Origin of the sequence: Brevundimonas naejangsanensis (genome assembly GCF_000635915.2) — a bacterium.
Taxonomy (GTDB): domain Bacteria; phylum Pseudomonadota; class Alphaproteobacteria; order Caulobacterales; family Caulobacteraceae; genus Brevundimonas; species Brevundimonas sanguinis.
In genome coordinates, this window is sequence record NZ_CP015614.1 from 1,004,835 (window position 1) to 1,027,392 (window position 22,558).

Annotated in this window: 23 protein-coding genes and 1 tRNA gene; 12 read left to right on the plus strand and 12 right to left on the minus strand. The window is 68.0% G+C overall.

Going from position 1 to position 22,558, the window contains the following annotated elements; genetic code table 11:
• The first annotated feature begins 27 nt into the window (after positions 1 to 27).
• Positions 28 to 597 carry a shikimate kinase gene (locus tag DA69_RS04780; protein ID WP_025977203.1) on the plus strand — a complete coding sequence of 190 codons (570 nt, stop codon included), beginning with the start codon at positions 28 to 30 and terminating at the stop codon, positions 595 to 597.
• Positions 594 to 1,706: a 3-dehydroquinate synthase gene (gene aroB / locus DA69_RS04785; protein WP_025977202.1), complete on the plus strand. Its 1,113-nt coding sequence runs from the start codon at positions 594 to 596 to the stop codon at positions 1,704 to 1,706. The genes DA69_RS04780 and aroB overlap by 4 nt, the downstream gene beginning before the upstream one ends.
• On the opposite strand, the gene DA69_RS04790 is transcribed toward aroB, so the two are convergent.
• Positions 1,703 to 2,119 (minus strand): MliC family protein, encoded by a 417-nt coding sequence (locus tag DA69_RS04790; RefSeq protein ID WP_025977201.1) that lies wholly within the window; start codon positions 2,117 to 2,119, stop codon positions 1,703 to 1,705. The genes aroB and DA69_RS04790 overlap by 4 nt on opposite strands.
• 31 nt (positions 2,120 to 2,150) lie before the next feature.
• On the minus strand, positions 2,151 to 2,621 hold the full coding sequence (gene tadA, locus DA69_RS04795) for a tRNA adenosine(34) deaminase TadA (RefSeq protein ID WP_025977200.1): 471 nt from the start codon (positions 2,619 to 2,621) through the stop codon (positions 2,151 to 2,153).
• A gap of 12 nt (positions 2,622 to 2,633) precedes the next feature.
• Between tadA and DA69_RS04800 the strand changes: the two genes are divergently transcribed.
• Both DA69_RS04800 and rsmD read left to right on the plus strand, forming a co-directional pair.
• Positions 2,634 to 4,175: a pseudouridine synthase gene (locus DA69_RS04800; protein WP_025977199.1), complete on the plus strand. Its 1,542-nt coding sequence runs from the start codon at positions 2,634 to 2,636 to the stop codon at positions 4,173 to 4,175.
• 3 nt (positions 4,176 to 4,178) lie between these two features.
• Complete coding sequence (gene rsmD / locus DA69_RS04805; RefSeq protein WP_025977198.1) at positions 4,179 to 4,754, plus strand: 16S rRNA (guanine(966)-N(2))-methyltransferase RsmD; 576 nt, start codon at positions 4,179 to 4,181, stop codon at positions 4,752 to 4,754.
• Here rsmD and DA69_RS04810 read toward each other — a convergent pair.
• On the minus strand, positions 4,737 to 5,012 hold the full coding sequence (locus DA69_RS04810) for a YjhX family toxin (protein ID WP_025977197.1): 276 nt from the start codon (positions 5,010 to 5,012) through the stop codon (positions 4,737 to 4,739). The two genes, rsmD and DA69_RS04810, sit on opposite strands and share 18 nt — an antisense overlap.
• A gap of 190 nt (positions 5,013 to 5,202) precedes the next feature.
• Between DA69_RS04810 and DA69_RS04815 the strand changes: the two genes are divergently transcribed.
• Positions 5,203 to 6,219 carry a Kelch repeat-containing protein gene (locus DA69_RS04815; protein WP_025977196.1) on the plus strand — a complete coding sequence of 339 codons (1,017 nt, stop codon included), beginning with the start codon at positions 5,203 to 5,205 and terminating at the stop codon, positions 6,217 to 6,219.
• Here the strand turns inward: DA69_RS04815 and DA69_RS04820 are convergent.
• Together DA69_RS04820 and mutL are read right to left on the minus strand one after the other, a co-directional pair.
• Positions 6,209 to 6,679: a low molecular weight protein-tyrosine-phosphatase gene (locus tag DA69_RS04820; protein ID WP_025977195.1), complete on the minus strand. Its 471-nt coding sequence runs from the start codon at positions 6,677 to 6,679 to the stop codon at positions 6,209 to 6,211. The two genes, DA69_RS04815 and DA69_RS04820, sit on opposite strands and share 11 nt — an antisense overlap.
• Before the next feature lie 53 nt (positions 6,680 to 6,732).
• A complete protein-coding gene (gene mutL / locus DA69_RS04825; RefSeq protein WP_025977194.1) occupies positions 6,733 to 8,655 on the minus strand; it encodes a DNA mismatch repair endonuclease MutL in 1,923 nt (640 codons plus the stop codon).
• Positions 8,656 to 8,869: 214 nt separating this feature from the next.
• On the opposite strand from mutL, the gene DA69_RS04830 reads away from it, so the two are divergent.
• Positions 8,870 to 9,574 (plus strand): YceI family protein, encoded by a 705-nt coding sequence (locus DA69_RS04830; protein ID WP_025977193.1) that lies wholly within the window; start codon positions 8,870 to 8,872, stop codon positions 9,572 to 9,574.
• Positions 9,575 to 9,650: 76 nt separating this feature from the next.
• Positions 9,651 to 10,970 carry a YceI family protein gene (locus DA69_RS04835; protein ID WP_025977192.1) on the plus strand — a complete coding sequence of 440 codons (1,320 nt, stop codon included), beginning with the start codon at positions 9,651 to 9,653 and terminating at the stop codon, positions 10,968 to 10,970.
• Positions 10,971 to 10,977: 7 nt separating this feature from the next.
• Here DA69_RS04835 and aroC read toward each other — a convergent pair whose 3' ends face one another.
• Together aroC and DA69_RS04845 are read right to left on the minus strand one after the other, a co-directional pair.
• Positions 10,978 to 12,063 carry a chorismate synthase gene (gene aroC, locus DA69_RS04840; RefSeq protein WP_025977191.1) on the minus strand — a complete coding sequence of 362 codons (1,086 nt, stop codon included), beginning with the start codon at positions 12,061 to 12,063 and terminating at the stop codon, positions 10,978 to 10,980.
• 11 nt (positions 12,064 to 12,074) lie between these two features.
• A complete protein-coding gene (locus tag DA69_RS04845; protein WP_025977190.1) occupies positions 12,075 to 12,806 on the minus strand; it encodes a J domain-containing protein in 732 nt (243 codons plus the stop codon).
• Between the two features lie 163 nt (positions 12,807 to 12,969).
• On the opposite strand from DA69_RS04845, the gene pdxH reads away from it, so the two are divergent.
• Entirely contained in the window at positions 12,970 to 13,626 is a 657-nt protein-coding gene (pdxH, locus tag DA69_RS04850) for a pyridoxamine 5'-phosphate oxidase (protein ID WP_029972495.1), read from the plus strand.
• 10 nt (positions 13,627 to 13,636) lie between these two features.
• Here pdxH and DA69_RS04855 read toward each other — a convergent pair whose 3' ends face one another.
• Together DA69_RS04855 and udk are read right to left on the minus strand one after the other, a co-directional pair.
• Positions 13,637 to 14,251, minus strand: coding sequence for a TetR/AcrR family transcriptional regulator (locus DA69_RS04855; protein ID WP_025977188.1), 615 nt, complete (start codon positions 14,249 to 14,251; stop codon positions 13,637 to 13,639).
• A gap of 83 nt (positions 14,252 to 14,334) precedes the next feature.
• Complete coding sequence (udk, locus tag DA69_RS04860; RefSeq protein ID WP_025977187.1) at positions 14,335 to 14,979, minus strand: uridine kinase; 645 nt, start codon at positions 14,977 to 14,979, stop codon at positions 14,335 to 14,337.
• 172 nt (positions 14,980 to 15,151) lie between these two features.
• On the opposite strand from udk, the gene DA69_RS04865 reads away from it, so the two are divergent.
• Positions 15,152 to 16,783 carry a long-chain-fatty-acid--CoA ligase gene (locus DA69_RS04865; RefSeq protein WP_025977186.1) on the plus strand — a complete coding sequence of 544 codons (1,632 nt, stop codon included), beginning with the start codon at positions 15,152 to 15,154 and terminating at the stop codon, positions 16,781 to 16,783.
• 18 nt (positions 16,784 to 16,801) lie between these two features.
• The gene (locus DA69_RS04870) at positions 16,802 to 17,482 is read left to right on the plus strand and encodes a DUF1499 domain-containing protein (protein ID WP_025977185.1); all 681 of its coding nucleotides are present in this window, start codon (positions 16,802 to 16,804) and stop codon (positions 17,480 to 17,482) included.
• On the opposite strand, the gene DA69_RS04875 is transcribed toward DA69_RS04870, so the two are convergent.
• Complete coding sequence (locus DA69_RS04875; RefSeq protein WP_025977184.1) at positions 17,479 to 18,396, minus strand: MBL fold metallo-hydrolase; 918 nt, start codon at positions 18,394 to 18,396, stop codon at positions 17,479 to 17,481. The two genes, DA69_RS04870 and DA69_RS04875, sit on opposite strands and share 4 nt — an antisense overlap.
• Positions 18,397 to 18,550: 154 nt before the next feature.
• Between DA69_RS04875 and DA69_RS04880 the strand changes: the two genes are divergently transcribed.
• Positions 18,551 to 18,820, plus strand: a complete 270-nt coding sequence (locus DA69_RS04880) for a hypothetical protein (protein WP_025977183.1) — start codon at positions 18,551 to 18,553, stop codon at positions 18,818 to 18,820.
• A 365-nt stretch (positions 18,821 to 19,185) separates the two neighbouring features.
• On the opposite strand, the gene DA69_RS04885 is transcribed toward DA69_RS04880, so the two are convergent.
• Together DA69_RS04885 and DA69_RS04890 are read right to left on the minus strand one after the other, a co-directional pair.
• Positions 19,186 to 19,262: transfer RNA gene (locus DA69_RS04885), tRNA-Asp, on the minus strand.
• Between the two features lie 154 nt (positions 19,263 to 19,416).
• Positions 19,417 to 21,594: a S9 family peptidase gene (locus DA69_RS04890; protein WP_025977182.1), complete on the minus strand. Its 2,178-nt coding sequence runs from the start codon at positions 21,592 to 21,594 to the stop codon at positions 19,417 to 19,419.
• 72 nt (positions 21,595 to 21,666) lie between these two features.
• Here DA69_RS04890 and DA69_RS04895 point away from each other — a divergent pair, with 72 nt between their 5' ends.
• Positions 21,667 to 22,470, plus strand: coding sequence for a trypsin-like serine peptidase (locus DA69_RS04895; protein WP_029972494.1), 804 nt, complete (start codon positions 21,667 to 21,669; stop codon positions 22,468 to 22,470).
• Positions 22,471 to 22,558 lie beyond the last annotated feature (88 nt).

Below are 22,558 nucleotides of genomic sequence, written 5' to 3' on the forward strand. Positions count from 1 at the left end.
GCGTCTCGTGTAGAGGGTATAGGAGCCATGCCTTCCGACGCCTCGCCTGATTCCTTCCCGCTGTCTTCTGTCCGCACCATAGCCCTGGTGGGGCTGATGGGCGTCGGGAAATCGACCGTGGGGCGACGGCTGGCCCAAAGGCTGGGCCTACCGTTCGCCGATGGGGATCAGGTGATCGAGGAAGCGGCGGGCATGACCGTCAGCGAGATCTTCGCCTCGCGCGGCGAGGCCGAGTTCCGGGCGGGCGAGGCGCGGGTGATGCGCCGCCTGCTGGAAGGGCCGCCGATCGTGCTGGCCACCGGGGGCGGCGCAGTGCTCAACCCCGATACGCGCGCCTTGATGAAGCAACACGCTGTCAGCGTCTGGATGCGGGCCGATCTGAAGGTGATCGCCGAACGTGTAGGCCGGCGCGATACGCGGCCCCTGCTGCGGGGGCGCGACCCGCTGGTGGCGCTGAACGAGTTGGCGCGGGCGCGCTACCCCATCTACGCACAGGCCGATGTAACCGTCGATGTGGGCGGCGGCTCGCACGGTCAGGCCGTGGACGCCATTCTGAAACAGTTGCGCCGGTTCGGGCGGCAGGAGACCAAGCGATGACGACGACGATCCCGGTCGCGGGCGGCGCCTTCGCCCCCTATGAGGTCGTGGTCGGGCGTGGCTTGCTGAAGGCGGCGGGGGCCGAGGTCGCCGCCCTGAAGCCGTCGCGGGCCTTCATCGTCAGCGACGAGACGGTGGCGGCCATTCACGGCGAGACGGTGCGCGCCTCCCTGGCGGCGGCGGGTCTGGAGACCGGGCTGGCGACCGTCCCGGCTGGCGAGGCCTCCAAGTCGTTTGAACAGCTTGAGGCTGTTCTCGATCGCCTGCTGGCCGAGGGGCTGGACCGCAAGAGCATGGTCGTCGCCCTGGGCGGCGGCGTGGTGGGCGACCTGGCCGGCCTGGCGGCCGCCCTGTTCATGCGCGGCATTGATTTCGTGCAAATTCCAACCACCCTGCTGGCTCAGGTGGATTCCTCGGTCGGCGGCAAGACGGCGATCGATACGCCGCGCGGTAAAAACTTGATCGGCGCCTTTCACCAACCGCGCCGGGTGCTGGCGGACATCGAGGCGCTGGCCACCTTGCCTGTACGTCAGGTGCGCTCAGGCTGGGCCGAGGTGCTGAAGCACGGCCTGATCTGCGACGCGGCCTTTTTCGACTGGCTTGGCGGGGAGGGCGCGGCCGGCGCAAGCGGCGACCCGGATGCGCTGGAGAGGGCGGTGATCCGCTCGGTCGAGATCAAGGCCCAGATCGTCGGCGAGGACGAGAAGGAGGCGGGCCGCCGCGCCCTGCTGAACCTGGGCCACACCTTCGGCCACGCGCTGGAGGCCGAGCTGGCTTTCGCAGACACCCTGACCCACGGCGAGGCGGTGGCGTTGGGTTGCGCCTTGGCCTTCCGCTATTCGGCGCAGCAGGGTCTGTGCCCGGCCGCCGAGGCCGACCGCGCAGAGGCGGGCATCCGCGCGGCGGGCCTGCCGACGCGGCTGTCGGATGTGGATCATCGCTTCGCCGCCGACGCCTTGATCGCGCGCATGGCGGGGGACAAGAAGGCCGAGGGCGGGCGTCTGACGCTGATCCTGGCGCGGGGCGTGGGCGAGGCTTTCACCGATAAGGACGTCGATGCCGAGGCGGTGCGCGCCTTCCTGATCGGAGAGGGCGCGGCGGAGGCCTAGTCGACCGCCCGGCACTCCGTCGGTTCGCGATTGGCGGCGCTCCATGTCGCCATGACGCCCTTGCCGCGCAGTTCATAACCCGAGGCGCGATACCAGATGCCGTCAGCGGCGCGCTCCTGATACAGATCGACCGCTTCGCCGTTGGAGTTGCGCACGGTCGCCATCTGGCGCGGGTTGTCGAAATCGACCGACAGCCGCTCGGAGTTGTTGCAGAGGTAAACCGCGTGAATGACGCGGTTCAGAGCGCGGTCCTGAAGTTCTGCGCCGGTGCGTCGGCGGGCGGTCTGGGCGTCGATGGCGCGCTGGCGCACCGCGTCGCCGTCGGTCGGCGCCTCGCGCGGCTCCTGCCCACAGGCCGACAACAGAACGAGGGCGGAAACGGCGACGGTCGGCCATAGGGTGCGGGTCGGCAATGGAGGCCCTCTCAAGGTCAAGCTTGGAGCTTCAACGCCCGGTGTCGCCCGGCGTTCCTGCCCGGGGTTTCCGCCGGGAGCGGAAGAAGCCGCGAAGCATCTCGGCGGCCGCGCCGGCCAGGACGCCGCCTTCGGTCGAGGGCCGCCAGTGACAGGTCGGCTGGTCGAAGAACCGCCCGCCGTGCAGCACGGCGCCGCCCTTGGGATCGTCGGCTCCCCAGACCACCCGGCCGATGCGGGCGTGGCTGATGGCGCCCGCGCACATGGCGCACGGCTCCAGGGTGACATAGAGGGTTAGGTCCGTAAGGCGATAATTCTGCAACGTCGCCGCTGCATCGCGCAGCGCGATGATCTCGGCATGAGCGGTCGGATCATGGGCCGTGATGGGCCCGTTTTGCCCGCGCCCAAGCACTTCGCCGGTGTTTTCGTCCACGATCACGGCCCCGACCGGCACCTCGCCAGCCTCAGCCGCCGCTTGCGCCAGATCGAGCGCCATGCTCATGAACCGCTCATCATGGATCGCCATCCCAAAGACAACGACAAGAAGCCCCGCTCCCGTCAAGACGACGGTGCGCGCGGTCCCCGTAATTTCGCCGACAAGGGCCCGCGAAAGCCCTTCGACAAGGACGGCAAGCCGGGCGGGAAGCCCCGCGACCGCGCCGAGGGCCGTTCGGGGGGCAAGCCTGGAGCGGAAGCCAAGGCGCCCGAGCGCACCGAGCGAATCGCCAAGGTCATGGCCCGCGCCGGCATCGCCTCGCGCCGCGAGGTCGAACGGCTGATCGGTCTGGGCAAGGTGGCGGTGAACGGCCGCATCCTGGACACGCCCGCCGTGCTGGTGAAGCGCGACGACAAGATCACCGTCGACGGCAAACCGATCGGCGCCGCGCAAGCGACGCGCGTCTGGCGCTATCACAAGCCTGCGGGGCTGATCACCAGCCACAACGACCCGGCGGGCCGGCCCAATGTGTTCGACGCCCTGCCCAGCGGCCTGCCGCGCGTGATTTCGGTCGGTCGCCTCGATCTGGCGACCGAGGGTCTGCTGCTGCTGACCAACGACGGCGAACTGAGCCGGGCGCTGGAACTGCCGGATACCGCCCTGGTGCGTCAGTACCGCGCCCGTGCGCGCGGCCGCATCACCCAGGAGCAACTGGACAAGCTGAAGGACGGCGTGGTCGTCGACGGGATCCGCTATGGTCCGGTCGAGGCCACCATCGACAAGGCCAAGGAGAAGGCGGACGGCGAGAAGTCCTCGGCCAATCTGTGGCTCAGCGTCCAGATCACCGAGGGCAAGAACCGGGAGGTCCGCAAGGTGCTGGAGAGCGTCGGCCTGACGGTCAACCGCCTGATCCGCCTGGCCTACGGTCCGTTCCAGCTCGGCACCCTGCCGGTCGGCGCGGTCGAAGAAGTCGGGCCGCGCGTGATCCGCGAGATGCTGGCCGAGCATATCCGCCCCGAGAACCTGCCGACCGGCAACACGGTCGAAACGCCCGCGCCTACGCCCGGCCGCCGCACCGGCACGCCGATCGTGCGCGGCAAGTCCGGCTCGGCCATGTCCGACCCGTCGCGCAAGCCCAGCCGCGTGCGCGCCGCTGAAACGGCGGCCGAAGAGGGCGCCGAGTTCGGCAAACCCGCCAAGAAGGACGGCTGGGCCAAGGCCAAGCCGAAGTTCGAGCATTCCAAGAGCTTCAAGCCGCGCGCCCGTCCGGGCGAGGGTGAAGGCGCTGGGAACGACGACCGCCCGCGCCGCCCGTTCAAGCCGCGCGAACCGCGCGCCGACCAGTTCATCGACGACCGTCGCGGTCCGCCCAAGGGCGGCCGCCCGGGCGGCAAGCCCGGCGATAAGCCTTTCGGCCGTCCGAGCGGCGCCGGCGGGCGTTCCGACGCGCGTCCTAACGACCGCTTTGGCGAGCGGTCGGGCGACCGGCCCGGCGGGCCTCGCGGCGAGGGCAGGCCGTTCGGGAGTAAGCCGTTCGGGGCCAAGCCCTCTGGCGGCAGGCCTTTCGGCGGCAAGCCTTCGGGCGGCGGCGGTCGCGGCGGCCCGCGCGGGCGCGGCTGATCCATGCGCATCGTAGCTGGCAGCCTGAAAGGGCGCGCCATCGTCACGCCCGAGGGGCAGAACACGCGTCCGACCTCGGATCGGGCGCGTCAGGCGATCTTCAACGTGCTGGAGCACGCCCCGTGGGCCGAGGGGCTGCATGAGGCGCGGGTGATCGACCTGTACGCCGGATCGGGCGCGCTGGGGTTCGAAGCCCTGTCGCGCGGGGCGGCCTTCTGCCTGTTCGTGGACACGGACGACGGCGCGCGCGGCGCGATCCGCGAGAACATGGACGCCTATGGGCTGTTCGGGCGGTGCCGGGTGCATCGACGCAGCGCGACCGACCTGGGACCGCGCCCCGGTTCGGCGGGCGAGGCCTTCACCCTGGCCTTTCTGGACCCGCCCTACGCCAAGGGGCTGGGGGAACAGACGCTGGCGCGGTTGCTGGAGGGCGGCTGGCTGGCGCCGGGCGCCATCGTGGTGTTCGAGCGCGGCTCGGACGAGCCCGACATCGATACGCCTGGCTATGAGCGGTTGGACGCGCGCGACTACGGCGCCGCGCGCGTCCTGTTCCTCAGGGCGTCAGAAGCTTCGGCCTGAAGTCCGGTTGTCGGCCCGACTGCGCAGGCGGCTGAGGCCCTCGCGGTTGACGACATAGGGGCCGCCGTTGCGGGACTTGATGACGCCCTTGCGCTTCAGGCTGCGCCATTGATCCAGGTTGCAGCCGTCCAGCACCCAGCCTTCGCGGGTGAAGCAGCGCGCGGCCAGGATGCGGCCCTGTTCGTCGCGTTCCAGCAGGATGCGACCGCCCTGGGCCAGGGCGTGGAGCGTGCGTTGCTCCGCACGTGACAGGTTCATGGGATTGAGATTTCCAAGGCACGAGAAAACACGCGCCCGGCGCAACGAGGCGCGGGGCGGGCTGAGGAGGCCTCTGGACGATCAGCGTCCGGGCCTATGCCGTGGCTACAATCTCAAACATGGTGCGATCCCATTGGGGGACGGGTCGGACTTCTAGCGCGCGGAGGCGGCGACGGCTAGGCTTGGCCGCATGACCATGCACCGCCGCACCTTCCTCGCCGCAAGCGCCGCCGTCGCCGTTGCGCCCGCCGTAGCCTGTGCCGAAACCGGCTGGACGCCCCGCGCCTCGATGTCGTGGCCGACGCAGGAGATCTATTGCGCAGCGCTGGACGGCGAGATCACGGTCGCCGGCGGCCTGGTGCGCTCGGCCACAGGCGGACTTCACATCAATGATCGAACCGCCGTCTATGACGCGAGGGCCGACCGCTGGAGCGAGGGGCCGCGCCTGCCGCAACCGCGCCATCACCCGATGCTGGCCGCGGCGGCCGGGCGCGTCTGGGCCTTCGGCGGCTATGACCGGCGCGACGGCGGCGAGTGGACCGCTATGACGGATGTCTGGGCCATCGACCGAGGCGTCTGGGCCCAGGTCGGCCAGATGCCCGAGCGTCTGTGCGAGACCGTGGGCCTGTCGCTGGACGGCCAGGTGCACCTGATCACCGGCCGCTCGCCCAAGGGCGAAGCGAACGGCCAGTGGAACGATCAGGGCGACGTGGCGACGCACCTGGTCTTCGACGCCGCCGCCAACCGCTGGGACAAGGCGCGGCCGGCGCCGATGGCCCGCAACAGCGCGGCGGGCGCGGTGCTGGGCGGCAAGCTGTTCGTGGCCGGCGGCCGCACGGTGGATGGCGGCGGAACGGGGCGGCTGGACCGCTATGATCCCGCCGAAGACCGCTGGGACACCCTGGCCCCGATCCCGGCCTCGCCGGCGACCGGAAAGCAGGTCGGCGGCGGCCTCGCCATGGCCGAGGCGGGCGGCAGGCTGGTCGCCTTCGGCGGAGAATGGTTCGACCGGCCGGGCGGCGGGGTCTTCGCCGAGACCTGGATTTATGAGCCGACCCGCGACGCCTGGGCGGCCGGTCCGGCGATGCGGACGCCCCGGCACGGCCTGGCGGCGGCCAGCGTGGACGGCGTGTTTTACGCCATCGCCGGCGGGGAGGTGGTGTCAGGCGGCAAGGCCAGCGAGTTGGTCGAGGCGCTCAGCCTCTGAGGCGTCGAAGCTCGGCGGCCAGAGCGCCGGCGCCGGCCGTGACGTCGGCCCAGGTCACGTCGAAGCCGTCGTCCTCGCCGAAATAGGGATCGGCCACGGCCTGACCGGCGCGGCCCTCGACGTGATCAAGCAGCAGGGACAGTTCGGCCGTGGCACCGGGCGGCGCGAGGCGGCGCAGGGTCGACAGATTGTCGTGGTCCATCGCCACTAGATGGGTGAAGCGGCGGAAGTCGGCGGGCTTCACCTGGCGGCCCCGCAGGGCCGAGATGTCGACGCCGTTTCTGAGGGCGACCGCCTGGGCGCGGGCATCGGGGGGAGAGCCGACGTGCCAGCTGCCCGTGCCGGCGGAATCGACGATCGCATCCAGCTTCAGCCGCCGCGCCTCCTCGCGGAAGGCGGCCTCGGCCAGCGGCGAACGACAGATGTTGCCGAGGCAAACGAAGAGGATGCTGTAGGTCATACCGCCCTTATTCGCTCATCCCGGCCTGCGCCGGGATGAGCGGGGTGGTTGGATCAGCGACGCCCGAACAGCTTCTCGAGGTCGTTGAGCTTTAGTTCGACGTAGGTCGGGCGGCCGTGGTTGCACTGGCCGGAGTGGGGCGTGGCCTCCATCTGGCGCAGCAGGGCGTTCATTTCGGGGGCGCTGAGAACCCGGCCGGCGCGGACGCTGCCGTGGCAGGCCATGGTGCCGCAGACCTCGGCCATGCGCTCCTTCAGCGACAGGGCGGCGCCGTGTTCCGACAGGTCGTCGGCGATGTCGCGGATCAGGCCCTGAACGTCGGTGTCGCCCAGCAGGGCCGGGGTTTCCCGAACCAGCACCGCGCCCGCGCCGAACGCCTCGACGATCAGGCCCATCTCGGCCAATTCCTCGGCCTTGGCGGCGACGCGCTCGGCCTCGGCGGGATCCAGCTCGACCACTTCGGGGGTCAGCAGAGCCTGACGGGTGACCGCCCCCTCGGCCATCTGGACCTTCATCCGTTCATAAACCAGGCGTTCGTGGGCGGCGTGCTGATCGACCACGACCAGGCCGTCGCGGGTCTGGGCCACGATGTAGGTGCCATGCAACTGCGCGCGGGCGGCGCCGAGCGGGTAATCGATCAGGTCCGCCGGCGTCTGGGCGCCGGGCGCGATCTGGCCCGCGTGTTCGGCCTGGACCTCGGCCAGGGTGCGGAAGCTAGGGGCGGCGGCTTCGCCGCTCCACGTATGCTCGACGCGGGCGGATCGTTCGTTGAGGCCCGGCAGGTTCTGGGCCGCGGCGGCCGGTTGCGACCAACCCTGCCAGCCGCTCCAGCCCGGCGCGGCGCTGCTGAACGACTGTGGCGCGGCCGGGCTGTAGAGGGCCTCGCCCGTATGCGGCCGGAACCCTGACAAGGCGTCGGCGGCGACCGTGGTCGAGGCGCGGTGCCCCGCCGCGTGCAGGGCGTGGCGCAGGGCGCCGACGATCAGGCCGCGCACCAGGCTCGGATCGCGGAAACGCACCTCCGCCTTGGCCGGATGAACGTTCACGTCGACATACAGCGGGTCGATGTCGATGAAGAGGGCCGCCGCCGGGTGCCGGTCGCGCGCCAGGAAGTCGGCGTAGGCGCCGCGCAGGGCGCCCTGCAGCAAGCGGTCGCGCACCGGCCGTCCGTTGACGAACAGGAACTGGTGCGCCGCATTGCCGCGCGAATAGGTCGGCAGGCCCGCATAGCCGGACAGGCGCACGCCGTCGCGCTCCTGATCGATCAGCAGGGCGTTGGCCTCAAAGTCGCGGCCCAGAAGCGCGCCGAGACGTTTCAGCCGCCCCTCGTCGCCCGGATGTTCGGCGGGCAGGCGCAGCGTGGTCTTGCCGTCCAATGACAGGGTGAAGGCGACGGCCTCGTGCGCCATGGCCTGGCGCTTGATCTCTTCGGAGATGGCCATGGCCTCGGCCCGCTCGGACTTCATGAATTTCAGCCGAGCCGGGGTGGCGTAAAACAGGTCGCGCACCTCGACCCGGGCGCCATGCGGGCCAGGGAAGGCGGCGGGCGACAGGGGCCGCTGGGCGCCGCCCTCGACGGAGACGGCCCAGGCCTCGTTCTGGGGTTGACCCGCCTCGGCTTTGGCGCGGGTCGTGATGTTCAGCCGGGCGACGGAGCCGATGGAGGGCAGGGCCTCGCCCCGGAAGCCCAGGGTGAAGATGCGCAGCAGGTCCACGTCGCCTGCGTCGTCGGGCTCAAGCTTCGAGGTGGCGTGGCGCTCGATAGCGACGGGCAGTTCGTCGCGCGGGATGCCCTTGCCGTCGTCGGCGATCAGGATGCGGGTCAGGCCGCCGCCGTCCGCCTGGATCTCAATGCTGCGGGCGCCCGCGTCGATGGCGTTCTCGACCAGTTCCTTGATGGCGCTGGCCGGGCGTTCCACCACTTCGCCGGCGGCGATGCGGTTGACGGTTTCGGGGGGGAGGCGGCGGATGGTCATGTGAGTCGCGAGGATAGGCGCCGTCGCCGCCGGGCGCACCTCAATCCTGCTTTCGTGAGCTGAATGACGATTTTCGTGATGCGGGGACTTGAAGCGCGTTAATGGCAACTTATACTGTTGCAGTCGCGACGGCGAGGCCGAGCCGACACACGACCTGTTTGCGGACCTTCTGTCCAGTTATCGTTTCAACCGCCTGATTGAGGTTTTCTCCCCCATGAAGATCAAACCCGCCCTGATCGCCGTTTCGGCCGCCGCCCTGCTGGCCGCCTGCAGCCAGCCCGCCGACACCGCCGGCGCCCCGACGACCGACGCCGCCTCGACCGCTCCGGTCGCGCTGAAGGCGACGTCGGGCGTCTATGTGATGGACCCGACCCACGCCTCGCTGCAGTGGTCGCTGCCGCACAATTCGATCTCGAATTACACGGCGCGCTTCAACAAGTTCGACGCGAAGATCACGCTGGACACCGCCAACCTGGCCAACAGCACGGTCGAGGCGACCATCGACCCGACCTCGGTCGACGCCAACTATCAGGGGGATTACGTCGGCACCCACGCCGCCACCGGCTTCAAGAGCTGGAGCGAAGACATCGCCAAGAACAAGAACTTCCTGAACGCCACGGCCTTCCCGCAGATCACCTTCAAATCGACCAAGGTCGAGCTGACGGGCGCGCGCACGGCCAAGGTGACGGGCGACCTGACCTTCCTGGGCGTCACCAAGCCGGTGACCCTGGACGCCACGTTCAACGGCGACCTGGAGAAGCACCCCTTCGTGCCGGCGCCTGCCATCGGTTTTGCGGCTGAAGGCAAGTTCAAGCGCACCGACTTCGGCATGCCGCTGGGCCCGGTCGGCGACGAGGTGACCATTCGCTTCGACGCCGAGTTCATCAAGGAAGTCGCCCCGGCCGCTCCGGCTGCCTGACGGCTTGGGATAAGCTATAAGGGGCGGGGCCTTAAGGCTCCGCCCCTCTCATGCACCGCTTGCCGCGAGACATTTCATGATCGCCCGTCTTCGGACCGAGAGGCCCAACCGCTACAGCGCCGTCGCCATCGCACTGCACTGGGTCATCGCGATCGCCTTGCTGGCGATGATCCCGATGGGCTGGTGGATGAGCGACGCCATCGCCGAGCCGGGCAGCCAGGCGCTGGCCTATCGCGTCTTTCAGATTCACAAGTCGATCGGGTTTCTGATCCTGGCGCTGACCGTGCTGCGGATCGTGTGGCGACTGACGCATCCGGTCCCGGCCCTGCCGGGCGCCATGAAGGGGTGGGAGCAGTTCGCCGCGAGGGCGACGCACGCCGCCTTCTACGCCCTGATGCTGGCATTGCCGTTGACGGGGTGGGCCTATGTCTCGACCGGCTGGGCCGTGGTTACGGACACGCCCCTGGCCGTGGCGACCAGCTGGTTCGGCCTATTCGCTATTCCGCACCTGCCTTTCATCGAGCACGCCTCCGAAGCCGCGCGCCGCACGATCGCCTGGATGGCCATGGGCGCGCACAGCAAGCTGGCCTGGGGCGCGATCATCCTAATCGTTCTTCACGTCGGAGCGGCGTTGAAGCACCAGTTCCTGGATCGCGACGGCGTCCTCTCGCACATGATCCCGATGTTGCCGCACGGCGACGACAGCCACGGCGTAGCGCCCGAGCCGACGCCGGCCGTGCGCTGGGCCGAGCGGCTGGCGGGCGTGGCCTTCGTGGTCGTGATCGGCGTCGCCTTCGGCCTGGCCGCCAAGCCTGCGCCCAAGGCGGAAGGGCAGGCGGCGGCATCCGCTCCCGCCGCCGCGCCTGCGGCTGACGCCGCTGTGACACCCGGCACGGCGGCCGCCTGGACCGTGGACAAGGCCGGTTCGAGCATCCAGTTCACCGGAACCCACGCCGGCAAGGCCTTCACCGGCCAGTTCGAGCAGTGGGATGCGCAAGTCTGGTTCGACCCGGCCGATCTGGCAGGCTCGAAAGCCGTCGTGACGATCCAGACCGGTTCGGCGAAGACGGGCGACGCCACTCAGGAAGGCAGCCTGCCGGGCGCCGAATGGTTCGATACCGGGACTTATCCGACAGCCCGGTTCCAGGCGACGGCGTTCAAGGCGCTGGGCGGAAACCGCTATGAGGCGACCGGAACCCTGCGGATCAAGGCGACGACGGTCCCGGTCGTCCTGCCCTTCACCTTCGACGAGGCGAGCGGGACGGCCACGGTCGCAGGCCGGCTGGAGCTGGACCGCACTGCGCTGAACATGGGCATGGCGTCCGACGCGGGCGGCGACTGGGTGTCCAAGGCCATCGGCGTCGAGATCCGGGTAAAAGCCGAGCGGGCGGGGTAGGCCTCTTTCAGCCTATCTGCGCCCGATGCCGCAGCATGGCGTCGGCCAGGACGATGGAGGCCATGGCCTCGACCACCGGCACGCCGCGCAGGGCGACGCAGGGGTCGTGGCGGCCCTTGGTGCGCAGCTCGACTTCCTCGCCGTCACGGTTGATCGACTGGCGCAGGGTCAGGATGGAGGACGTCGGCTTGAAGGCCACCCGCGCCGTCAGGGGCTGGCCGGTGGATATGCCGCCCAATACTCCGCCTGCCTTGTTCGACAGGAAGACCGGCTGGCCGTCAGCGCTCATACGCATTTCGTCGGCGTTGTCCTCGCCGGACAGCTCGGCGGCGGCAAAGCCGGCGCCGATCTCGACGCCCTTGACCGCGTTGATCGACATAAGGCCCGCAGCCAGTTCAGCGTCCAGCTTGCCGTAGAGGGGCGCGCCCCAGCCGGCGGGCAGGCCCGTGACCTCCAGCGCCACGACGGCGCCGATGGACGAGCCGGCCTTGCGCACGCCGTCCAGATACTCTTCCCAGGCGGGCACGACCTCGGCCGAGGCGGCGAACAGGGGGTTGTCGTAGACGGCGCCGAAGTCGATGGCGTCGTCGGCGATGCGGTGCGGGCCAAGCTGGACCACCCCCGCGCGGATGCGGATGCTCTCGCCCAGCACCTTGCGGGCGACGGCGCCCGCCGCCACGCGGCTGGCCGTTTCGCGCGCCGAGGAGCGGCCGCCGCCGCGATGATCGCGCACGCCGTATTTGCTCTGATAAACGTAGTCGGCATGGCCGGGACGGAAGGCGCGGGCGATCTCGCCATAGTCCTTGGATCGCTGGTCGGTGTTCTCGATCATCAGGCTGATCGGCGTGCCGGTCGTGACGGGACCGTTTCCGTCATCAAAGACGCCCGACAGGATGCGGACCTGGTCAGCCTCCTGTCTCTGGGTGACGAAGCGGCTGCCGCCGGGCTTTCTCAGGTCCAGCCAGGGCTGAATGTGGGCTTCGGTCAGCGGGATCAGCGGCGGGCAGCCGTCGACGACGCAGCCGATGGCCGGGCCGTGGCTTTCGCCCCAGGTGGTGATGCGGAACAGATGGCCGAAGGTGTTGTGCGACATGACGGCGAGGCTTAAGCCGCCATGCGCTGCGGCGTCCAGACCCGAGTGAAACGAAGCAGCATGTCCTCGGCCGCCGAGGGCAGCTCGTCGGAGGGAATCAGCTTCACGAACAGGTCGCCGGCGGGACGCCGACCGCGTGCGGGCAGGCCCAGGCCGGGCAGGCGCAGACGAACCGGCGCGGTCATGTCGGGCACCAGCCAGGCCGCTTGCGGCCCGGCGTGGGTGTCGATCTCGATCCGCCCGCCGTCTCGCATCAGGCGGGATGCGATCGGCCAATCCATGAACAGGTCCGCGCCCAGCACCGACAGGCCATCGGCAGGGCGGATCAGGACCGGGATCAGTCCCTTGACGCCCTTCAGGCGAATGCGATCCGCCGTTCGCACCCCGGGGGGGACATGAACCAGCAACCGGCGTCCTGACGCCTTGACGGAGACGGTTCCGCCGGTCAGCGCCTGCATGGGCGTCAGCACGATCAGAGGCGGCACGGCATGATGCGCCCGAGGAAGCGTCTCGGCGCGGCTTTCCACGCGAACAGGCGCAGGCAGGGCAGGGAGTTGCGTTTGCAGCAGGCGGTAGGCGGCGACCGTTTTTCTGAACCGCTCGGCGTCCCCATCGGGACGGTCGGGGTGAACAGCCTTCACGGCGACGCGGAACGCCGCCGTCAGCCCATCGACGTCCGCAGGGCCGCGCAGGCTCAACAGACGTCGTGCCTCGTGCACGGAAAGAAACGACTGCGCGCTCATGGCGACACCGTGCGGGACTATGGTCAAGACGAGGTTAACCGTCTTCCGGCCGGGCGACGCGGAACAAGGCGCGCCACGACGCTTTGGGCTATTGACACAGGGGCCTAGTCAGCCAGGGATGGCCCGAGTGTATATCCGGCCTCAGGAAGCCTTGTTTTTGACTATGTCGGTGATCCCGCCCAGCCCCTCCGCAGACGACTACGCCGCCCAGTTGGCGGCCAACGCTGACGACACGATCTTTGATCGGGATGAGCCGATCGGCCTGTTTATCGAATGGCTGGAAGAAGCCAGGCGCAGCGAGCCGAATGACCCCAACGCCATGGCTTTGGCCACGGTCGACGCAGAGGGCATGCCCGACGTCCGCATGGTGCTCTTGAAAGACGTGGATGCGCGGGGCTTTACCTTCTTCTCCAACCAGGAGAGCGCCAAGGGCGAGCAGCTTTGGGCGCATCCCGCCGCCGCTCTGCTGTTTCACTGGAAGAGCCTGCGACGCCAGGTCCGCGTGCGCGGCGCGGTCGAGCGCGTCAGCGCCGAGGAGGCCAGCGCCTACTTCGCCAGCCGGGCGCGGGAAAGCCGCATCGGCGCCTGGGCGTCCGACCAATCTCGGCCCTTGGACAGCCGCGAAGCGCTGGAGGCCAGGGTGGCCGAACAGACGGCTCGGTTCGAAGGCGAGGATGTGCCGCGTCCGGACCGCTGGACTGGCTGGCGCGTCCTTCCCGAACAGATCGAGTTCTGGCGGGACCGTCCGTTCCGCCTGCATGATCGGCTGCGGTTCGATCGCGTGTCGGACACCTGGTCGACCAGCCGCCTGTGGCCGTGAAAACGTCCGATCAGGCCTGATAGCGAGACAGGAAGGTCTGTACGGCGTCGGCGGCGATCTCGGCTGTCGCGCGCTGGGTGCGGACCTGGCCTCCCGTGACCATGGGCACGAGAAAGACGGGATGTTCGACCATTCCCATCAATTGGCCGGCGGCCCAGGACGCTTTTTCAAACGTCAGATCGCCGCTGGCCTTCAGCTCGTCCAGGGCGGTGACCAGCGGGCCGGCGAAATCCCCCTCGGCCTGTTCGAAAAAGGCGATGGCCACGGATTCAAATCGCGAGCGCTCAGTCATGACCAGACGGAATATGGCTTGAACGAAGGGGTCGCTCATGAAATCTGCGTAGGTCGTGAGGAAGCTGAGAAGCCGCTCCTTCGGCGCCCCGGTGCAGTTCTTAACGGCTGACATCCGGGCGGCGAAGTCGGTCGCTGCTTCGGCTATGACGGCCGCAAACAGGGCGGCCTTGTTCTCGAACATCGCGTAAAGGGTGGCGGTTGAAACGCCGGCCTCTCGTGCGATCGGCTCCATCCGCGTGCCGACGTAGCCTTCGTTGATGAAATGATGCCGCGCCTGCCGTACCAGCGCCGCGCGCCGAGGGTCGTCGATATCGTGGATAGGGGCCGTCATGGCGTTCACCAGCCTTTCGCCGGAGAGTGCCTTTAAGTCGCCTCAATTGCAATGGGAGGGGAAAGCTCTGCCCCTGATCGAGGTTACGTCAGCCAGGCCGCCAACAGGGGATGAGCCAGGACCGGCGCGGCCAGTCGAACGACGGCTTGAGGGTCTTCCAAACGCACGGCCGCAGTGGCGTCGGCGACGATGAAGTCGGCATGGACGCGCGACGGTTCGGTCAGCCGTTCGTGGCCGGGCCGGACAGTGCCGAGATATTGCTGAATGACGGATTCCGCCGTGCGGCCGCGTTCGGTCTGATCGCGCAGCAGACGTCGGATGAAGCGGATGTCCGCCGGCGTGTCGACAAACACCTTGATGTCGAACAGCGCGGCTAGGGCGGGCGTGCACAGCAGGTGGGTGCCTTCGACCACGATCACCTCGGTGGCGCCGACAGCTTCGCCCTGAGGTTCGCGCCCGTGGTGGATGAAGGAATAGACCGGCGCCGTTATGGCCTGCCCCCGCTTCAGCGCCGTCAGGTCGGCGATCAGCAGATTGTGATCGCGCGCCGCCACGTCGTCGAAATCATGGGTCGCGGCGTCGAAGCCGGGAACCGACGCGGCGTCCAGATAGTAGGAATCTTCCCGCAACAGGGTGGCTACGCCGTCGGGCAGGGAGGAAATAAGGGCTTCGGCCAGGGTGCTCTTGCCCGAGCCCGAACCGCCGGTGATTGCGATCAAGATGGTCATGGGCGCTCTACTTCCTCCGCTCGCGTCTTAACGCAAGCCCGGGGAGGGCGGTTTTAAGGCGATCTGTCGCGGGCAGGCTTCCCTAAGGGCACGTTGCCTGTGGCGGTTCACCTGTCTTAGCGTGGCGACAAGCGCCGGTTTCAATCAGGCGCATATACGAGGGAAATGCCGAATGCTGGGTATGATGCAGGACTGGCCGCTGACGGTCGACAAGATCCTCGACCACGCGAAGAACTGGCACGGAGCACGCGAGGTCGTGACCCGTTCGGTCGAGGGGCCGATCGTCCGGACGACCTACGCCGCCATTCACGATCGCGCGCGCCGGGTGTCGAACGCCTTGCTGGCGTGGGGGATCAAGCCGGGAGACCGTGTGGCCACCCTGGCCTGGAACACCGGCAATCACATGGAGACCTGGTATGGGATCATGGGGATCGGCGCCGTCTGCCACACCCTGAACCCGCGCCTGTTTCCCGAGCAACTAGCCTACATCATCAACCATGCCGAAGACCGGGTCATCTTCACCGATCTGACCTTTGTGCCGCTGCTCGAAGCCGTTCTGCCGCACTGTCCGACAGTCGAGCGGGTCATTGTGATGACCGACGCCGCCCACATGCCTCAGGCCAAGCTGCCTAACGCTGAGGCTTATGAGACGGTGCTGGAGCAGGTCAGCAGCGACGTCGTCTGGGGCGGTTTCGATGAACAGACCGCCTGCGGCCTCTGCTACACCTCGGGCACGACCGGCAATCCGAAGGGGGTGCTGTATTCGCACCGCTCGAATTTCATCCATACCCTGCTGGGCCTGCAGTCGACGGTCATGGGCGCGACGCCCAGCGAGGTGATCCTGCCTATCGTGCCCATGTTCCATGCGAATGCTTGGGGCATAGCCTTTGGCGGTCCAGCGGCGGGGGCCAAGCTGGTCATGCCGGGCGCGAAGATGGACGGCGCCTCTGTCTATGAACTGATTGAGACCGAAGGCGTGACCTTCTCGGCCGCCGTGCCGACGGTCTGGCAGGGGCTGTATGGCCATATGGTCGAGAACGGGCTGAAGTTCTCAACCCTGCGCAAGGTTCTGATCGGCGGATCGGCCTGTCCCGAAGCCCTGATCCGCGGCTTCCAGGACCAGTTCGGCGTCGAGGTGGTCCACGCCTGGGGCATGACCGAGACGTCGCCGATCGGCACCATCGCTAACCTAACGCCTGAGCTGAAGGCCAAGCCCTATGACGAACAGATGGCCTGGCGCCTGAAGCAAGGCACGCCGCCGCTGGGCGTCGAGCTGAAGATCAAGAACTACGGCGGCCAGGAAATGCCTCACGACGGCAAGACCTTCGGCCGGGTGATGGTCAAGGGACCGACCGTCGCCGGCGCCTATTTCAAGGGAGAGGGCGGAGATATCCTCGACCACGAGGGTTTCTTCGACACGGGCGACATCGCCAGCGTGGACGCCTACGGCTTCATGCAGATCACCGACCGGGCCAAGGACGTGATCAAGTCTGGGGGCGAATGGATCAGCTCCATCGACATCGAGAATATCGCCGTGGGCCATCCGAAGGTCGTCCTGGCCGCCGTCATCGGCGCGGCGCACCCGAAGTGGGACGAGCGGCCGGTGCTGCTGGTCAAGCTCAAGGATGGCGAGGCCGAGGACAAGCAGGAGCATCTGGACTTCCTGCAGGGCAAGATCGCCAAATGGTGGATGCCGGACGATGTCGTCTTCGTGGACGACATTCCGCTGGGCGCCACGGGCAAGATTGATAAGAAGACGCTGAGAGAGCGGATGAAGGATTATCAATTGCCCGCCGCTGGTTAATTGCGACGGAGGACCTCCATGCCGAATTCCCGCCCCAAGGCAGGCGTGCTCGCCAAGCTGCTGCTCGCGACGGCGCTGTTGGCGCCGGGCCTGCTGTTGGTCGCCTCTGCAGGAACGCGAGGCGAGCTGTGGAGCACAGACTTCGGCATCGGGGTCCTGGCGCTCACGGTCGGCCGTATTCTGGCCTACCTCGGTCTGGCGGCGGCTTTGGCGGCCTGCCTGCTGGCGTTTCGCGAGCGCCGCCTCATAGGGATCGCCGGCGCCGCCCTGCTGATCGCGGGCGTGACGATCGCCGGCTATCTGATCCAGGAGCGTCGCTTCACCCCCGCCCCGCGCGATGTGACCACGGATGTGAATGAGCCGCCCGCGTTCGCCCGGGGCCTTGCGGCTGAAAGGCGCCTGGCGGGCGCAGACGACAGCCATCCTCGGGCCTGCGCGGGACTTGAGCCTGCATCGACCCAGGTTGCGCCTGAAACGGCCGCCTGGGCGCTTGAAAAGGCGGGCTTCACCGTGTTCGGCACGTCGCCGTTCCGGGTTGATGGGCGCCAGCAGAGCGCCTGGTTCGGCGTCACCCACGACGTCACCGTCCGCATCCGACCTGGCCGGACCGATGTGCGCGTCGCCGGGCGCGACAGCCTGAAAATTGGCGATGAAGCCTGCCGTCTCGCCAAGGCGGTGGTGGCTGAGCTGACGCCTTAAAGGTCCTCGGTCAGCCGCCAGTCGGCGCCAAGCCGGGCTTGAGGCTCGGCCCGCGCGCGTCCCTCCTTTTCAAGCTTGATCAGGTGCGCCAGCACCGACAGGCTGGCGGCGGGCCAAAGGCGTTCATCCACGGCGGCGTAGAGGATCGGCACCATTTGCGCGATGGTCCGGTCGCCCGCCGCCAGTCGGGCCATGATCTGGCCTTCCCGCTCTAACCGGTGCGCGCGATAGGCCTTCAGAAAGCGCGCGACCTGGGTGATCGCCGGGCCGTGCGTGGGCCAGATGGTCGAAAAGCCGCGCGCCAGCACCGCGTCGAGGCTCTGCATATAGGCCGTCATATCGCCGTCAGGGGGCGCCACCACGGTGGTGGACCACCCCATGATATGGTCGCCGCTGAACAGGGCGTTCTCGTCCCGAAGGATGAAGGCCATGTGGTTCGAGGCGTGGCCCGGCGTCGCCATCGCCTCCAGGGTCCAGCCGTCGCCCTCGATCCGCTCTGCGCCGGTCAGGACGATATCGGGACAGAAATCCTCGTCCTCATCCTCGTCCAGACTGCTGTCCGAGGCGTGCATCGTGCGCGCGGGCGGCTGCATGGCCAGGATCGGCGCGCCGCCGACCGCTTCGGCGAACGGGCGGGCGAGGGGGGCGTGGTCGCGGTGCGTGTGGGTGACCAGCACATGACTGACCGTGCGTCCGGCCACGGCGCGCAGCAGGGCGTCCAGGTGAGCGTCATCCAGAGGCCCAGGATCAATGACCGCCACGCCTGCGCCAGGCCGGTCTCTGCCGATGATATAGGTCCCCGTACCCGTGAAGGTGAACGGCCCCGGATTGTCCGCGATCAAGCGCTGAATCAACGGCGAGACCTGGTCGCGTCGTCCATAGGCGAAATCGAACTGGCGAACGTAAGGGATCATAGCTCTCTTCAGGCCCTAAGGGCGTCGAACAGGGGGCGATAGGACAAGGTCACTGTCTTTTCACTCTGATGGCGCGGGCATCGCCGACGTTGAGGAAGTAGCTGCCGAAGGCCGCGCGACGGACTCGTACCTCACTCCCGCTTTGAGGGCGAATATGGGCCGGCTCATTGTCGATCTGCCGCCATTCCCTCCCATCCGTCAGTTGGAAGACCCAGCGCCCGGCGCCGTCCCTCGCTGCCCGGACGAGGGCGGTCTGGATAGACGATATCTCTTCGCGATCGTCATTCGATCCGAGGAAGGCCGGCAGGGCCACATTGCTGAAGCCGAACAGGTTGCGTCGGGCTTCCCGCACCTGCTGGCGGTTTACAACCGTTACGTCTCCCGCCTCCTGGGCCCGGATCAGCGCCTCGGCCGCCTTGTCTAGACATGACAGACGGGCTTCGGGCTCGCCGATCGCGCGACAGGCGGCCAGTTCGCCGATCGTTCGACAAGGATCCGCCGCGTTACGCGAGCGGCTTCCAGTACCAGACCCGTAGACTTATGACGTCATCGGCCGTTACTTCTACATCGGCGCTCGCGCCCGCTTCTAAGAAGCATCGCGCCTGGCATTGAGGGCGGCGGGTCTAACGGCCCGCCGCCTTTTTTGTCGTTTCTAGGCGGGATCGCGGACGTTGAGGGCGCTTGTGCCGCGCGCACGCGAAAGCGGCGATGACTTTCTGATCATCACCGGATGGCGTCGTATCTAAAGTGAAGGGCGGCGCGCCACTCCCTCAAATGCTTGAGAAGGAGTGGCGCGAGTGACGGGGCTCGAACCCGCGACCTCCGGCGTGACAGGCCGGCACTCTAACCAACTGAGCTACACCCGCGTTGCTCCCCCCGCGAGGAGGAGAGGAAGGAGCGGATACGGGGCGTCGCCGCTTCGGTCAAGCGCGTTGTGGCGTTTTTGATAAAAAATCCGCGAATTCAGATGCTAGCAGGCAGAATGGGAGGAACCCGTGGGCCGGAGTTCCTCCCGTCTTCTCAGGCCTTCTCCCAGCCTTTTTCTACGGCCCAGACGGCGAAGGCGTAGTCGTGGGCGATGTCCTTCAGATAGTCGAAGCGCCCGGAGGAGGCGAAGTGGCCCGCCTCCATGTTGATCTTCAGCAGCACCGGCTTGCCGGAGGTCGAGGCGGGACGCAGTTTCGCCACCCATTTCTCCGGCTCCCAATAGGTCACGCGGGGGTCGGACAGGCCGCCAGTCGCCAACAGAGCCGGATAGGGCTTGGCCTCGATCTGGTCATACGGGCTGTAGGAGTGGATGTAGTCATAGGCCGCCGCGTCCTCCAGCGGATTGCCCCATTCGGGCCATTCCGGCGGCGTCAGAGGCAGGCTGGTGTCGCTCATGGTGTTGATGACGTCGACGAAGGGCACGCCGCCGATCACGCCGGCCCAGAGTTCGGGCCGCATATTGGTGACCGCGCCCATCAGCAGGCCGCCGGCCGAGCGGCCCTCTGCCACGATGTTCCCCGCCTTGGTGTATTTCTGCGCGATCAGGTGATCGGCGGCGGCGATAAAGTCGGTGAAGGTGTTCTTCTTGGTGAAGCGACGCGCGGTCAGGAACCAGTTCCAGCCCTTGTCCGAGCCGCCGCGGATATGGGCGATGGCGTAGATGAAGCCGCGATCCACCAGCGACAGCCGGTTGGTCGAGAAGCCGGCCGCCATCGGGATGCCGTAGGAGCCGTAGCCGTAGAGCAGCAGTGGCGCAGACCCGTCGACTGGCGTGTCCTTGCGGCGCAGCACCGTCACCGGCACCAGCTCGCCGTCAGAAGCGGGTGCGTTCAGTCGCTCGACCACATAGTCCGCCGGATTGTGGCCCGAGGGGATTTCCTGAACCTTGCGCAGCGTGCGCTCGCGCGTCTTCAGGTCGTAGTCATAGGTTGAGGTCGGCGTGGACGGCGAGTTGTAGCCGTAGCGCATGATCGTGGTGTCGAACTCGGACGCCCCGCCCAGCGACAGGGCGTAGGCGGGCTCGTCCACGGCGATTTCATGTTCGGCGCCGCTGCGGTCGCGGATGACGATCTTGGTGTTGGCGTCGGCGCGTTCCTGCCGGCCTATATAGTCCTTAACCAGGGCCACTCCCTCGATGAAGCGGCCGGGCGTGTGGGGGATCAGGTCCTTCCAGTTCGCCTTGTCGAGAGCGGCGGTCGGCGCCTCCATGACCTTGAAGTCGATGGCGTCATCGGCGTTGGTGCGGATCACCCAACGATCGCCCCAGTGGTCCAGGTCATACAGCCGGCCGACGTGGCGCGGTTCGACCACCATCGGCTTCGCGGTCGGGTCCGAGGCCGGGATGATGCGGCTCTCTGAGGTTTCCTGGTTGCCGATGGAGATGACGATGAAGGCGTCGTCGGCGGTGCGCTCGATGCCCTGGAACATGCCGTCGTCCAGTTCTTCGTTGACCAGGGCGGTCTCGCCGCCGCGCGCCGGGCGGCGGAAGATCTTGTCAGGGCGGCCGTTGTCGTCGCGGTTGGTCCAGAAGATCCACTGGCTGTCCGGCGAGAAGGTGAAGTTGGCGCTGGCCGATTCGATCGGGTTGGACAGCACCTCGCCCGTGGCCAGATCCTTCACATAGATCTTGTAGACTTCGGACCCCTGCGCGTCCTCGGCATAGGCGAACAGGGCGTGATCGGGGCTGTGTTCGGTCGCCGAGACTTCCGAATAGGCCTTCCCTTCGGCCAGCTTGTTGCAGTCCAGCAGGACCGTCTCGCCGTCCGCCTTGCCGCGCGGGCGGCGGCAGTAGAGCGGGTGCTGATCGCCGACGTTGTAGCGGACGTAGTATTCCCACGGGCCGTCTGCCGCAGGGACGGAGCTGTCGTCCTCCTTGATGCGCCCCTTCATCTCCTCGAACATCTGGGCCTGCAGCGGCAGGGTCGAGGCCATCATGGCTTCGCGATAGGCGTTCTCGGCGGTCAGGTGCTCCTTGACGTCGGCCTTGATCAGCGACGGATCGCGCAGCACGGCCTGCCAGTTGTCGTCCTTCATCCACTGATAGTCGTCGACGCGCACGCGGCCCAACTGCTCGATGCGGACGGGGACCTTCTTGGCGACGGGCGGGGTGGGCTTGGACATCGAGGCTCCGGGACTCTGGCGGGCAAGGGCGGGGGAGGCGGCGACCATGCCGACAGCGGCGGTCGAGGCGATCAGTTCGCGACGGTTCATGGCGTGGGCTTCCCCTCGATTATCATTCGAGCGGGACCTTGTGCCCGGCGACGCTCGGCGTCAAATGGCGTCATGGTCATTCAGGATCTTCCGCCCGAACAACCCGCTATCGTCTCCGCCCCGCCGCCCGAATGGGACCTGACGGTCGGGGTCATCAACGCCACCGTGCAACTGGATCAGGCGTTCGGCAGCGGACAGAGAAAGGTCGGTACGGGCTTCCTGATCTCCGCCCCCAGGCCCGACGGCGCCCCCCGCGTGGTGCTGGTGACAGCCCGGCACGTGCTGGACGTCATGCCCGGCAATGAAGCGCGCATCGGGTGGCGCACAGCCGAGGCGGACGGGGCGTGGAAGTTCACCCCCGAAACCTTGAGCATACGCGATGCGGGCGGCGCGCCGTTGTGGACTGCCCATCCTGAGCGCGATGTGGCGGTGATGGAGATCACGGCGCCGCCCGCCTTTGCCCAGGCGGCGATTCCGCTCGGCTGGCTGGCCGAGGCGGACGCCTTCGACCGCTGGCGCATGGGTCCCGGCGACGAACTTCTGGCCCTGGGCTATCCCCATGGGCTGTCGGCCAATCGGGCGGGATTTCCGATCCTGCGACTGGGGCGGATCAGCTCATGGCCGCTGACGCCGATCCGGCATTTCCCGATCTTCCTGCTGGATTTCGTGGTGGCGCAGGGGAACTCGGGCGGCCCGGTGTTCTGGACCCCGGCCGCGCGACGCGTGCCGGGCGCGCCGGCGCCGGATCATCCCTTTATCGCCGGGGTGCTGGTTCAGGAAGTTCAGGGCGGCGGAGAGGGGCTGGACCTCGGCGTCGTGGCCCATGCGCAATATGTGCGCGAGACGATTCAGCGGCTGGATATTTCCTCCCCATGAAATGGGGAGGGGGACCGCGTAGCGGTGGAGGGGTCAGCGCCGCCGGGCGCCCGAAAAGCCCCTCCGTCACGGCGCTAGCGCCCCGCGC